The following is a 12,873-nucleotide window of genomic DNA, read 5'->3' as shown; positions in this document are numbered from 1 at the left end:
GAAGGCCGGGGTGAGGGCACCAGATCGTGCCCTTATTCCGGCAGCGTCCAGTCCCCGTCGTTGAGCGGGCGCTGCATCATTACCGTGTCCCGCCAGTCGCCTTTCTTATATCCCACGCTCCTGAGCTGGCCCACAATCTCGAAACCGTGTTTTTTATGCAGCCGTAACGACCCGGGGTTATTCTGCCCGTCACCGACGACGGCAATCATCTGCCGCCAGGGCCCTTGCTCACAGCGGGCAATCAGCGCCTGAAGCAGGGACGAACCAAACCCGCGGCCGGTGGTGCTGGCATCGACATAGATGGATTCTTCAAGGGTATACCGGTAGGCCTGGCGAGGACGATAAAACGTGGCGTAACAGTAGCCGACGATGATGCCGCGATACAGCGCGACCAGCCACGGTAAGCCGCTGTCGGTCACGCTCTTTATCCGCTGACGCATCTCATCGACGGTTGGGGGAACTTCCTCGAACGACGCACGTCCATGAAGCACATGCCAGGCGTATATCGCCGAGATGGCATGCGCATCGTCAGGAAGGGCGTCGCGCACCTCAATTTCGGTTTCGGATAAAATTTCTATAGCCGACATGCTCTGCCTGCTCCTCAGTCAGGAAAGCCAGAGAAACGTTTCTCTGGCTACAGGCAGCTACTCTAGTACGATTGCGGAAGGCTTAACAATCTCTAAAATTTGGCTGCTGGGTTCAATCAGCGGCTTGCGTATTGTCCTGCGCTGTTTCGGCACTCTCTTTCCAGTATTTCTTCCGGGTTGTTTTGCCAATGCCGGGGTTCATACTGTTGGTAGGGTCATTTTTGCGATAAAACGCTTTTAGGGTTTCCGGCGCCTTATACAGATGGCCCACGTTATGCTCGGCAGGGTACTGTGCGCCGCGCTCGTGCAGCAGCGCCAGCATCTGCTCTTTCAGCGCATGCGCATCAACCCCTTTTTTGACGATGTAATCCTGGTGGAAGACATAGCACATAAAGTGGCCGTAGTAGAGCTTGTGCACCAGCTTGCTGTCGATCTCCGGTGGCAGGTGTTCAAACCACTCGGTATCGTTGCGGCGCAGCGCAATATCCAGCGCCAGGATATCCTCCACCTCCTCCGAATGCACCGCCTGATAGCGAATGGCGGCTCCCGCCGCGGCAAAACGGTGCAGGAAGGCCTTGCAGCCTTCTTCCGGCGTACAGGCGAAGAAATCCCCGTCGGCGGATTTGAAAAACGCCGTAAGCCAGCTCTGCGCTTCTTCAATGCCGTCACCGGCCATCTTCAGCAGCAGGTGGTGTTCATATCTGTCACGCCAGGTCTTCATCCGCTCCGGTAAATGCGCCGGGAAGACGTTGCCCAGCTTTTGCATAAAGCGGTCGGTGAAGTGCGGCTTAAACAGCGAGACTTTCTCCAGCATCGCGTCGGTGCGGCCCTTCATGGTGAAGAAGAACGGCATTTTGTCGGTGCCGAGCTTGTCGATCATCAGGAAGGTGTCTTTGCCGTAGCGCTCGGCGATGTCGTAAATGTCCCGGTGCATGTACTCGCCCGCCACCGGCAGGTGGGTAAATTCCGCCAGAATATGGCGGCGGATCTCCGTGAGCACCTCTGGCTGATTGGTGCCGATATAAAACACCTGCTGTTTTTTCTCCGCCGGGAAGGTATCAAGGCGCACCGCAAACACGGCCAGCTTGCCCGCGCAGCCGGAGGATTCAAACAGGCGATCCGGATCCGCGTTATAGCGCGCCGGCGTATCGGCGTCGATGTCGCGCACGCGGGTGATGTAATCATGGTCGTGCGCGTGACGGCCATCGTGCTGTACGTCTTCATCCCTTACGCGGTCGTCGTCAAGCTTGCTGAGGATCTGCTCGGGCGTTACGCCCAGATCGATGCCCAGATGGTTCACCAGCGTCAGCTTGCCGTTTTCATCAATCCGCGCAAACAGCGACATCTCCGTGTAGGCCGGGCCGCGCTGCACCAGCGAGCCGCCGGAGTTATTGCAGATCCCGCCGATCACCGACGCGCCGATGCACGAGGAGCCGATCACCGAGTGCGGCTCGCGTCCCAGCGGCTTGAGCGCTTTTTCCAGCGAGTAAAGGGTGGTACCGGGGAAGGCGAGCACCTGTTCGCCTTTGTCCAGCAGGTGCAGCTTGTCGAGACGCAGGGTGCTGATGATGACGATGTCACGATCGTAGTCGTTACCGTTCGGCGTGGAGCCTTCGGTCAGGCCGGTATTGGCAGCCTGCATTAAAATAATCTTGTCCGCCGCGACGCAGGCGCTCAGCACGCGCCACAGTTCGAGCAGCGTGCCGGGGAAGACCACCGCCAGCGCGTCGCCCTGTCCGGAGCGAAAGCCCTTACGGTAGCGGGCGGTTTTAGCCGGGTCGGTAAGCAGGTGAGAGTGACCAACCAGGCGCGACAGTTCGTTAATAAATGTATTGTTATCGTCAGTTCGAACAGAAGACATCTTCCACTCCTTGTGGTGGGGCAAATTTCTCGCTGTAAAGCATAGCGCGATTAGCCGTTAAGCGGTCGGGTATTCATGAGAAAAATCAGAGAATAACCCTGCAAGGTTTTCGGGCTTTGTGGCACACTGCGCTTTTCGCACGGTCTGGCCGGGTGCTTCCCGCGGTTATTGATGAGAGAGAATAACGACATGAAATGGCTATGTTCTGTAGGTGTCGCCGTCAGCCTGGCGCTGCAGCCTGCGCTGGCAGAGGATTTGTTTGGTAATCACCCGCTCACGCCTGAAGCCCGCGACGCGTTTGTCACGGAATTGCTCAAAAAGATGACGGTCGATGAGAAAATCGGCCAGCTGCGGCTGATCAGCGTCGGCCCGGATAATCCAAAAGAAGCCATCCGCGAGATGATTAAAGAGAGCCAGGTAGGGGCGATTTTCAACACCGTCACCCGTCAGGATATCCGCGCCATGCAGGATCAGGTGATGGCGCTTAGCCGCCTGAAAATTCCGCTGTTCTTCGCCTACGACGTGCTGCATGGCCAGCGTACCGTTTTCCCCATCAGCCTCGGCTTAGCCTCCTCCTTTAACCTCGATGCGGTGAAAACCGTCGGGCGCGTATCGGCATATGAAGCCGCAGACGACGGCCTGAACATGACCTGGGCACCGATGGTCGACGTCTCCCGCGATCCGCGCTGGGGCCGCGCGTCAGAGGGCTTCGGTGAAGATACGTATTTAACTGCCACGATGGGCAAGGCCATGGTGGAAGCGATGCAGGGCAAAAGCCCGGCGGATCGCTACTCGGTGATGACCAGCGTCAAGCACTTCGCGGCCTACGGCGCGGTGGAGGGCGGCAAAGAGTACAACACCGTCGACATGAGTCCGCAGCGCCTGTTCAACGACTATATGCCGCCGTACAAAGCGGGGCTGGACGCCGGCAGCGGCGCGGTGATGGTGGCGCTGAACTCCCTCAACGGCACGCCAGCCACCTCCGATGCCTGGCTGCTAAAAGACGTGCTGCGCGACCAGTGGGGCTTTAAGGGCATCACCGTTTCTGACCACGGCGCGATTAAAGAGCTGATTAAACACGGTACGGCGTCTGACCCGGAAGATGCGGTGCGCGTGGCGCTCAAGTCCGGCATCAACATGAGCATGAGCGACGAATACTACAGCAAATACCTGCCGGGGCTGGTCAAGAGCGGCAAGGTGACGATGGCGGAGCTGGACGACGCCACGCGGCACGTGCTGAACGTGAAATACGACATGGGGCTGTTTAACGATCCGTACAGCCATCTGGGGCCGAAGGAGTCTGACCCGGCGGACACCAACGCCGAAAGCCGCCTGCACCGTAAAGAGGCCCGGGAAGTGGCGCGCGAAAGCCTGGTGCTGCTGAAAAATCGCCTCGACACGCTGCCGCTGAAAAAATCCGGCACCATTGCCGTGGTCGGCCCGCTGGCCGACAGCAAGCGTGACGTGATGGGCAGCTGGTCCGCCGCGGGCGTGGCCGATCAGTCCGTTACCGTGCTGACCGGCATCAAGAGCGCCGTGGGCGAGAACGCGAAAGTTATCTACGCCAAAGGCGCGAACGTCACTGACGACAAAGACATCGTCACGTTCCTCAATCAGTATGAGGAAGCGGTGAAGGTGGATCCGCGCACGCCGAAGGCGATGATCGACGAAGCGGTTAACGCCGCGAAGCAGTCCGACGTGGTGGTCGCGGTCGTGGGTGAAGCGCAGGGGATGGCGCACGAAGCGTCCAGCCGTACCGACATCACCATTCCGCAAAGCCAGCGCGATCTGATCGCGGCCCTGAAAGCCACCGGCAAGCCGCTGGTGCTGGTGCTGATGAACGGTCGTCCGCTGGCGCTGGTGAAAGAAGACCAGCAGGCTGACGCCATTCTGGAAACCTGGTTTGCCGGTACCGAAGGCGGTAACGCCATTGCCGACGTGCTGTTTGGCGATTACAACCCGTCCGGCAAGCTGCCGATGTCCTTCCCGCGCTCCGTCGGGCAGATCCCGGTTTACTACAGCCACCTGAACACCGGTCGCCCCTATAACGCCGATAAGCCGAACAAGTACACCTCGCGCTACTTCGACGAGGCCAACGGCCCGCTGTATCCGTTTGGCTACGGCCTGAGCTACACCACCTTCAGGGTTTCTGACGTGAAGATGTCAGCCCCGACCATGACGCGTGACGGCAAGGTCACCGCCAGCGTGGACGTGACCAACAGCGGCAAGCGCGAAGGGGCGACGGTGATCCAGATGTACGTGCAGGACGTCACCGCCTCCATGAGCCGTCCGGTGAAACAGCTGCGCGGCTTCGAGAAGGTCAACCTGAAGCCGGGCGAAACCAAAACGGTCAGCTTCCCGATCGACGTGAACGCGCTGAAGTTCTGGAATCAGCAGATGAAATACGATGCCGAGCCTGGCAAATTCAACGTGTTTATTGGCGTGGATTCCGCCCGCGTGAACAAAGCCGAATTCGAACTGCAATAACCCTTCCTGCCTCACCATCCCCCGCCTGGCCGGGGGATGTCTCTCATCTTGTACTAAAAACGGTTAAATTCGCCGTTTTAAGCTACGCTTTTCTCTCAAGCCTATGAAAAAGGCCACAAAATAATGAGGAAAGCAGAATGACGATTATTAAGGGGATTTCAGGTTCAGCGGTGCTTCTGGCGGCGCTGAGCCTGCCGCTGCAGGCAGCTGAGCCGGTTAAGGTAGGCTCCAAAATTGATACCGAGGGAGCGCTGCTCGGCAATATCATTTTGCAGGTGCTTGAAAGCCACGGCGTGAAAACGGTCAATAAAGTGCAGCTTGGCACCACGCCGGTCGTGCGCGGCGCTATCACCTCTGGCGAGCTGGATATCTATCCGGAATATACCGGCAACGGGGCGTTCTTCTTCAAGGATGAAAACGATCCGGACTGGAAAAATGCCAAAGCCGGCTATGACAAAGTCAAAAAGCTGGACGCGGAGAAAAACAAGCTGATCTGGCTGACGCCGGCACCGGCCAACAACACCTGGACAATCGCGGTGCGCAAAGATATCGCCGAAAAGGGCAAGCTTGCCTCGCTTGACGATCTCAGCCGCTACCTGAAAGAGAAGGGCGAGTTTAAGCTCGCGGCCTCGGCCGAGTTTATCGAGCGCGCGGATGCCCTGCCGGCGTTTGAAAAAGCCTATGATTTCAAGCTCGACCAGTCTCAGCTGCTCTCTCTGGCGGGCGGCGATACGGCCGTGACCATCAAGGCGGCGGCGCAGCAAACTTCCGGGGTGAATGCCGCGATGGCCTACGGCACCGACGGGCCGGTAGCGGCGCTTGGCCTGCAAACCTTAACCGATCCGAAGGGCGTTCAGCCGATTTACGCCCCCGCCCCGGTGGTGCGCGAGGCGGTTCTGCAAGCCTATCCGGATATGGACGAATGGCTGAAGCCGGTCTTTGAAAAACTGGATGCGAAAACGCTGCAACAGCTGAACGCCAGCATTGCCGTTGAGGGGCTGGATGCCAAAAAAGTGGCCGCCGACTTCCTGAAGCAACAAGGGCTTGTGAAGTAACGGGATAAGGCTGTGCCAATAAAATGTCATAACCGCGTACTGCTGCTGCTGGCCTGCGTGGCCATCGCGGCGGTCGCGTTACCCTTTGTGAATGTTGCACCAAACCGCCTGGTGTCGGGCGAACCGCGTGCGCTCTGGCAGATATGGTCGTTTACGCCGCTGCTGCTGGGGGCGGCGCTGGCGGGTGCCGTTGCCTTATCGCTCTGGCCGGGCCGCGCCGCGCAATGGCTGACGCTACTTCTCTGCGAAGCGCTGTTTATCGTGCTGTTCTGGAGCGCGGGGCAGGCGGCAGCGCAGATGGCCTCGGTTGAAAGCCCGCTTGCCCGCACGTCAATTGGCAGCGGCCTGTGGCTGTGGCTGGCGCTCTGCCTGCTGGCCTGTAGCGATGCCATTCGCCGTCTGACGCCGATGCCCGTCTGGCGCTGGCTGCTTAACGCGCAGTTCTGGGTTATTCCGCTGCTGATCCTCTTCAGCGGCGATCTGAATCAGCTCTCGCTGTTAAAAGAGTACGCCAACCGCCAGGAGGTGTTTGACAACGCGCTGGTGCAGCATCTGACGATCCTGTGCGGGACGCTGCTCCCGGCGCTGCTGCTGGGCGTGCCGCTTGGCATGTGGTGCTACCGGCATCCCGGCAAGCAGGGCGCTGTCTTTACCGTGCTCAACGTCATTCAGACCATACCCTCCGTCGCCCTGTTCGGCCTGCTGATTGCCCCTCTGGCCGGTCTGGTGAAAACTTTCCCTGCCCTGGCCGCGGTGGGCATTGCCGGAACCGGGCTGACGCCGGCGCTTATCGCCCTCGTGCTGTATGCGCTGTTACCGCTGGTGCGCGGCGTGGTGGCGGGGCTAAGCCAGGTTGCGCCGGACGTGCTGGAAAGCGCGCACGCGATGGGGATGAGTGCGCGCCAGTGTTTCTGGAAAGTACAGCTGCCGCTTGCGCTTCCGCTGCTGGTTCGCAGCCTGCGGGTGGTGACGGTACAAACCGTGGGGATGGCGGTGATTGCCGCGCTGATTGGGGCGGGCGGCTTTGGGGCGCTGGTCTTCCAGGGGCTGCTCAGCAGCGCGCTGGATCTGGTGTTGCTGGGCGTCGTACCCACCATTGCGCTGGCGGTCGTGCTGGATGCCTTATTTGCCCTGTGGCTCGCGCTGCTCGGGAGAAGAGCCAATGATTGAATTTCACGATGTAAGTAAAACCTTTGCGGGCCGTCCGGCGGCAAGCCACCTGAACCTGAACTTTGCCGAGGGGGCGTTTTCGGTGTTGATCGGTACGTCGGGGTCGGGAAAATCCACCACCCTGAAGATGATCAACCGGCTGGTGGAGCATGACAGCGGGACGATTCGCTTTGCCGGAGAAGAGATCCGCAGCCTGCCGGTGCTGGAGCTGCGGCGTCGGATGGGCTACGCCATTCAGTCCATCGGCCTGTTTCCCCACTGGACGGTGGCGCAGAATATTGCCACCGTGCTGCAGCTTGAGAAATGGTCGCGGGCGAAGATCAACGCGCGCGTCGACGAGCTGATGGCGCTGCTGGGGCTTGACGCGTCGCTTCGCGACCGCTATCCGCATCAGCTTTCCGGCGGACAACAGCAGCGGGTCGGCGTGGCGCGCGCGCTGGCCGCCAACCCGCAGGTGCTGCTGATGGATGAACCCTTTGGCGCTCTGGATCCGGTTACGCGCGGCGCGCTGCAGGCGGAGATGACCCGCATCCATCGGATCCTTGGGCGTACGATCGTTCTGGTGACCCACGATATCGACGAGGCGCTGCGTCTGGCCGATCGTCTGGTGGTGATGGATCGCGGTGAGGTCGTTCAGCAGGGAACGCCGCTTGAGCTGCTGACGGCGCCGGCAAACGACTTTGTGCGCGAGTTTTTTGGCCGCAGCGAGCTGGGCGTCAGGCTGCTCTCGCTGCGCACCGTCAGGGACTATATGCGTCCGCAGGATGCGCGGGTTGGCGGCGAAGCGCTGCACGACCAGATGAGCCTGCGCGATGCGTTATCTGCGTTTGTCGCGAGGCAGTGTGAAGCGTTGCCGGTGGCGGATGCGCAGGGAACGCCGTGCGGAACGATCCATTTCCGCGATCTGCTGGCGGGGGAGGTGACGCGTGAAGCGGGTGCGTGATCCCTTGCTCTGGCTGGTGCTGCTCTTTATTGCCCTGCTTTTCCTGATGCCGCACAGCGCGTCGCTGTTCAGCGCGCTGTTTCCCGGGCTGCCGCGTCCGGTTTATCAGCAGGAGAGCTTTGTTAATCTCACCCTGGCGCACTTCTGGCTGGTGGCGGTTTCGAGCGTGGTCGCCATCGTGCTGGGCGTGGGGGCGGGTATTGCGGTGACGAGACCTGCGGGCAGGGAGTTTCGCCCGCTGGTGGAGACCATCGCCGCAACGGGGCAGACCTTCCCGCCGGTAGCCGTGCTGGCGATTGCGGTTCCGGCCATCGGCTTTGGACAGGAGCCGGCGATTGTTGCGCTGATTTTGTACGGCGTGTTGCCCATTCTGCAGGGAACGCTGGCGGGTATTGCGGCGGTGCCTGCATCGGTGCTGAGCGTAGCGGAAGGGATGGGGATGAGCGCCCGGCAGCGGCTGGTTAAGGTAGAGCTGCCGCTGGCTGCACCGGTGATTATCGCCGGCGTGCGGACGTCGGTAATTATCAACATCGGTACGGCAGCCATCGCCTCGACGGTGGGAGCGAATACGCTTGGTACGCCAATCATCATCGGGTTAAGCGGGTTTAATACGGCCTATATTATCCAGGGCGCCGTTCTGGTCGCGCTGGCGGCGATTGTGGTGGATCGCCTGTTCGAACGTCTGGCCGCGTATCTCAGCCAACACCGCCGCGGACAATAAACGAGTAGCCTGCGAGCATAACGCCACCGATCCCGCTGAGGGCCATCAGTGCAAAAAGGGTAATTACGGCGAGTTTCGTTGCCTTCATCATGTGCTCCTGTTGTTAACGGAACAATTATACGGTGAAGCGCAGCTGTTAATGAACCATTAAATGCCGTTACGACGCATTTGGCCCCAGCGGGTAAACGGGATAGCCATGCGCGCGCCATTCGGTCAGGAGCTGCCGCTGGGAGGCCGAAGGGACTTCTCCGCACCAGACCAGCAGCGTCTGGCCGTCAAACAGCTCCGGTCTGAGCTGGGCCAGCGAGTGGGCAAGTACGTCAACGCGCCAGCCCTGCTGGATGGCTATCCACGCTTCGAGCCACAGCCGGGTGGTATCGTGCACGTTCCAGCCGACCACCAGCGCATCCTTGCTGTTTTTATTGCGCGCGGAGGCAAGACAGACGGAAATATAGTTAATCAGCACGCCGTCGAGCATGCTGAGCAGCGCCTGGAGGGTAGTTTGCTGACACTGGAGGCGTCGCCGCAGGGGAATAAAAAGGTGGGTGATAAGGGTCTGCGCGGGGTAATCCCGCCCCTGTTCTTTGATCCAGCCGCGCAGACGCTGCAAATTGCCCGCCTGCAACAGCCTCAGCAGGGTTTCCTGCTGCTCGCGCCAGGCACGCTGGGTATCCGGATCGTCCTGGCTCAGCAGCGACTTCACCTTACCCACCTGCACGCCGTTGTCGATCCAGCTTTTGATCTCACGGATGCGATCGATGTCCGCATCGTTGAACAGGCGATGCCCGCCGTCCGTTCTTTGCGGCTTAAGCAATCCGTACCGTCGCTGCCACGCCCGTAGCGTAACGGGATTGATATCACACAGGAGTGCCACTTCACCTATCGTGTAAAGCGCCATTTTCGCCCCCAGGCTCACGCGTCCCCAGCTTAACTGTAGACCTACATTGCGGAACCAGGAAGAATTGATTCTTTTTTGTACAAATTATGCGAGGCACGGATCGGGTACGGCAAAAGGTGTGATAGCGGACACGATTTATCGCTTTTATGGCACGTTTCAAAGAAAGTTTACCGCCATCAGTGTATGTTACGCGTTTTTAGACTGTGCGGTTGTGGGTATGTACGAGTTTAATCTGGTGCTGCTGTTGCTTCAGCAGATGTGCGTGTTTCTTGTTATCGCGTGGCTGATGAGCAAAACGCGCCTGTTTATTCCGCTGATGCAGGTCACCGTACGTTTACCGCACAAGCTGCTCTGCTACGTCACGTTCTCCATTTTCTGCATTATGGGCACCTATTTTGGCCTCCATATTGAAGATTCTATTGCCAATACGCGCGCCATCGGCGCGGTTATGGGCGGGCTGCTGGGCGGCCCGGTTGTGGGCGGTCTGGTAGGATTAACCGGCGGCCTGCATCGCTATTCAATGGGGGGCATGACGGCGCTGAGCTGCATGATTTCGACCATCGTCGAAGGATTACTTGGCGGTCTGGTTCACAGCTACATGATCAAACGTGGCCGCCCGGATAAAGTCTTTAGCCCGTTGACCGCCGGTGCCATTACCTTTGTGGCCGAAATGGCGCAAATGGCGATCATTTTGCTTATCGCGCGTCCGTTTGAAGACGCCCTGCACCTGGTGAGCAATATCGCCGCGCCGATGATGGTGACCAACACCGTGGGGGCGGCGCTGTTTATGCGCATTCTGCTCGACAAACGCGCCATGTTCGAAAAATACACCTCGGCATTTTCCGCCACCGCCCTGAAGGTGGCGGCCTCCACCGAAGGGATCCTGCGTCAGGGATTCAACGAAGAAAACAGCATGAAGGTGGCGCAGGTGCTTTATAAAGAGCTGGATATCGGGGCCGTGGCGATTACCGATCGCGAGAAGCTGCTGGCGTTTACCGGTACCGGGGACGATCACCATCTGCCGGGCAAACCGATCTCCTCGGCCTACACCCTGCGCGCGATTGAAACGGGCGAAGTGGTCTATGCCGACGGTAACGAAGTACCTTACCGCTGCTCCCTGCATCCGCAGTGCAAGCTCGGTTCGACGCTGGTTATTCCCCTGCGGGGCGAAAACCAGCGCGTGATGGGCACCATTAAGCTTTACGAAGCCAAAAACCGCCTGTTCAGCTCCATCAACCGCACCCTGGGAGAGGGTATAGCCCAGCTGCTTTCGGCGCAGATCCTTGCGGGGCAGTATGAGCGGCAAAAAGCGTTGCTGACGCAATCCGAAATTAAGCTCCTGCACGCCCAGGTGAACCCGCATTTCCTGTTTAACGCGCTCAATACGCTGAAGGCGGTGATCCGCCGCGACAGCGATCAGGCCGCGCAGCTGGTGCAGTTTCTGTCGACATTTTTCCGCAAAAACCTGAAGCGGCCCTCGGAGATTGTCACCCTCGCGGACGAGGTTGAGCACGTAAACGCCTATCTGCAAATCGAAAAAGCGCGCTTCCAGTCTCGTTTACAGGTGTCGTTATCCGTCCCGGACGAGCTGGCGTATCAGCATCTGCCCGCGTTTACCCTGCAACCGATCGTGGAAAACGCCATTAAGCACGGCACCTCGCAGCTGCTGGGCACCGGAGAGATTACGATTTGCGCTTCCCGTTTTAACCATCATCTGGTGCTGGATATTGAAGACAACGCCGGGCTGTACGAGGCCTCCGCGTCAGGCGGTTTAGGCATGAGCCTGGTGGATAAACGCCTGCGCGCGCACTTTGGTGACGACTGCGGTATCACCGTCGCCTGTGAGCCAGACCGCTATACCCGAATTACCTTACGATTGCCGCTGGAGGAGAACGCATGTTAAGAGTGCTGATTGTTGACGATGAGCCGTTAGCACGGGAAAACCTGCGGGTCCTGTTGCAGGAGCAGAGCGACATAGAGGTGGTGGGCGAGTGCGCGAACGCGATTGAGGGCATTGGCGCGGTGCACAAGCTGCGCCCGGACGTGCTGTTCCTCGATATTCAGATGCCGCGCATCAGCGGGCTGGAGATGGTCGGGATGCTCGATCCGGAGCATCGTCCCTATATCGTCTTTCTGACGGCGTTTGACGAATACGCCGTAAAGGCGTTTGAAGAGCACGCCTTTGACTATCTGCTGAAGCCCATCGAAGAGAAGCGGCTTGATAAGACCCTGTCCCGTTTGCGCCAGGAGCGGAGCGTGCAGGATGTGTCGCTGCTGCCGGAACATCAGCAGCCGCTGAAGTTCATCCCGTGTACCGGGCACAGCCGAATTTATCTCCTGCAAATGGACGACGTTGCCTTTGTCAGCAGCCGACTGAGCGGCGTGTACGTCACCAGCGCCGAAGGTAACGAGGGATTTACCGAGCTGACGCTGCGCACGCTGGAGAGCCGCACGCCGCTGATCCGCTGCCATCGCCAGTATCTGGTGAACATGGCGCACCTGAAGGAGATCCGCCTGGAGGATAACGGCCAGGCCGAGCTGGTGCTGCGCGCCGGACAAACGGTGCCCGTCAGCCGTCGCTACCTGAAAAGTTTGAAAGAGGCGATTGGCCTGTAAAACTGGTACACTGCGCGCCATTGCATCATCGACATTTGAAGGCTCTATGCTAAGTAACGATATTCTTCGTAGCCTGCGCTACACCCTGAAAGCGAACAACAATGATATGGTGCGCATTCTTGCGCTTTCCGACATGGAGTCCACGTCCGCCGGGTTTGACACCTGGATGACCAAAGAAGACGAAGAGGGTTTCGTTCGCTGCCCGGACATTATCCTGTCGGGCTTTCTGAACGGGCTGATTTACGACAGGCGCGGCAAAGACGAGTCTGCGCCCGAGCTGGCGCTGGAGCGTCGGGTGAACAACAACACGGTGCTGAAAAAGCTGCGCATCGCGTTCTCCCTGAAAACGGACGATATTGTGGCGATCATGACGGAGCAAAAATACCGCGTATCCGTGCCGGAAGTCACCGCCATGATGCGCGCGCCGGACCACAAAAATTACCGCGAGTGCGGCGACCAGTTTCTGCGTAACTTCCTGCGCGGGCTGACCCACCGGGTGCATCACCCGAAGGCATAAAGGCGGTAGGGTGCGGCC

The 12,873-nt window shown here is 59.3% G+C and carries 12 protein-coding genes; 8 read left to right on the top strand and 4 right to left on the bottom strand.

Going from position 1 to position 12,873, the window contains the following annotated elements:
- Positions 1-32: 32 nt before the first annotated feature.
- Both OWK27_RS05175 and dld read right to left on the bottom strand, forming a co-directional pair.
- Complete coding sequence (locus OWK27_RS05175) at positions 33-587, bottom strand: GNAT family N-acetyltransferase (protein ID WP_148422754.1); 555 nt, start codon at positions 585-587, stop codon at positions 33-35.
- Positions 588-699: 112 nt separating this feature from the next.
- Positions 700-2,448 carry a D-lactate dehydrogenase gene (dld, locus tag OWK27_RS05170; protein ID WP_267589964.1) on the bottom strand — a complete coding sequence of 583 codons (1,749 nt, stop codon included), beginning with the start codon at positions 2,446-2,448 and terminating at the stop codon, positions 700-702.
- A gap of 189 nt (positions 2,449-2,637) precedes the next feature.
- Here dld and bglX point away from each other — a divergent pair, with 189 nt between their 5' ends.
- From bglX to OWK27_RS05145, 5 genes are all read left to right on the top strand, one after another.
- Positions 2,638-4,935 (top strand): beta-glucosidase BglX, encoded by a 2,298-nt coding sequence (bglX, locus tag OWK27_RS05165; RefSeq protein ID WP_267589963.1) that lies wholly within the window; start codon positions 2,638-2,640, stop codon positions 4,933-4,935.
- A 137-nt stretch (positions 4,936-5,072) separates the two neighbouring features.
- On the top strand, positions 5,073-5,990 hold the full coding sequence (gene osmF, locus OWK27_RS05160; RefSeq protein ID WP_267589962.1) for an ABC transporter substrate-binding protein: 918 nt from the start codon (positions 5,073-5,075) through the stop codon (positions 5,988-5,990).
- Between the two features lie 12 nt (positions 5,991-6,002).
- A complete protein-coding gene (locus tag OWK27_RS05155) occupies positions 6,003-7,160 on the top strand; it encodes an ABC transporter permease (protein ID WP_267589961.1) in 1,158 nt (385 codons plus the stop codon).
- Positions 7,153-8,103: an ABC transporter ATP-binding protein gene (locus OWK27_RS05150; protein ID WP_148422759.1), complete on the top strand. Its 951-nt coding sequence runs from the start codon at positions 7,153-7,155 to the stop codon at positions 8,101-8,103. Before OWK27_RS05155 ends, OWK27_RS05150 begins: the two co-directional genes overlap by 8 nt.
- Entirely contained in the window at positions 8,087-8,824 is a 738-nt protein-coding gene (locus tag OWK27_RS05145; protein ID WP_267589960.1) for an ABC transporter permease, read from the top strand. Before OWK27_RS05150 ends, OWK27_RS05145 begins: the two co-directional genes overlap by 17 nt.
- On the opposite strand, the gene OWK27_RS05140 is transcribed toward OWK27_RS05145, so the two are convergent.
- Together OWK27_RS05140 and mlrA are read right to left on the bottom strand one after the other, a co-directional pair.
- On the bottom strand, positions 8,799-8,912 hold the full coding sequence (locus OWK27_RS05140) for a protein YohO (protein WP_148422764.1): 114 nt from the start codon (positions 8,910-8,912) through the stop codon (positions 8,799-8,801). The genes OWK27_RS05145 and OWK27_RS05140 overlap by 26 nt on opposite strands.
- Before the next feature lie 69 nt (positions 8,913-8,981).
- Entirely contained in the window at positions 8,982-9,722 is a 741-nt protein-coding gene (mlrA, locus tag OWK27_RS05135; protein ID WP_252004580.1) for an HTH-type transcriptional regulator MlrA, read from the bottom strand.
- A gap of 217 nt (positions 9,723-9,939) precedes the next feature.
- On the opposite strand from mlrA, the gene OWK27_RS05130 reads away from it, so the two are divergent.
- Genes OWK27_RS05130 through OWK27_RS05120 form a run of 3 tightly spaced genes read left to right on the top strand, consistent with a single transcriptional unit; the run spans position 9,940 to position 12,855 of the window.
- Positions 9,940-11,625: a sensor histidine kinase gene (locus tag OWK27_RS05130; protein WP_252004416.1), complete on the top strand. Its 1,686-nt coding sequence runs from the start codon at positions 9,940-9,942 to the stop codon at positions 11,623-11,625.
- Positions 11,619-12,338, top strand: coding sequence for a two-component system response regulator BtsR (btsR, locus tag OWK27_RS05125; protein ID WP_176609902.1), 720 nt, complete (start codon positions 11,619-11,621; stop codon positions 12,336-12,338). The genes OWK27_RS05130 and btsR overlap by 7 nt, the downstream gene beginning before the upstream one ends.
- 46 nt (positions 12,339-12,384) lie before the next feature.
- Positions 12,385-12,855, top strand: a complete 471-nt coding sequence (locus OWK27_RS05120; protein ID WP_148422763.1) for a DUF1456 family protein — start codon at positions 12,385-12,387, stop codon at positions 12,853-12,855.
- The last annotated feature ends 18 nt before the right edge of the window (positions 12,856-12,873 follow it).

Origin of the sequence: Enterobacter cloacae complex sp. 2022EL-00788 (assembly GCF_026627565.1) — a bacterium.
Classification (GTDB): Bacteria; Pseudomonadota; Gammaproteobacteria; order Enterobacterales; family Enterobacteriaceae; genus Enterobacter; species Enterobacter pasteurii.
Note: the sequence above shows the minus strand (reverse complement) of the source record. Positions and strands in the feature narration are given on the sequence as shown.